The organism is Pantoea sp. SIMBA_079 (assembly GCF_046940275.1).
Classification (GTDB): domain Bacteria; phylum Pseudomonadota; class Gammaproteobacteria; order Enterobacterales; family Enterobacteriaceae; genus Pantoea; species Pantoea borealis.
This window is the reverse complement of record NZ_JAWRYR010001019.1, coordinates 1-230: the sequence shown is the minus strand read 5'-3', so window position 1 is coordinate 230 and position 230 is coordinate 1. Positions and strand designations below refer to the sequence as shown.

General features: G+C 60.4%; 1 protein-coding gene. It reads right to left on the bottom strand.

All coding sequences use genetic code 11. From position 1 onward, the window contains the following. The coding region (locus SB719_RS22995) for an SPFH domain-containing protein (protein WP_412160165.1) at window positions 1-216 on the bottom strand (216 nt) is incomplete at its 3' end. Window positions 217-230 lie beyond the last annotated feature (14 nt).

The following is a 230-nucleotide window of genomic DNA, read 5'->3' as shown; positions in this document are numbered from 1 at the left end:
CACATCCTGCGGCGGCACATCCAGTACCACTGTACGCAGGTCGACCCGTACCATTTGCTGAATCACCGGGATCAACAGGATCAGCCCCGGCCCTTTGACCTGCCAGAAGCGCCCCAGCTGGAACACCACGCCGCGCTCGTATTCGCGCAGGATGCGAAACGCCGACAGCACCAGCATGGCCAGCACGATCAGCACTGCGCCGAAACCGAATTGCATGAACATGCTCATTC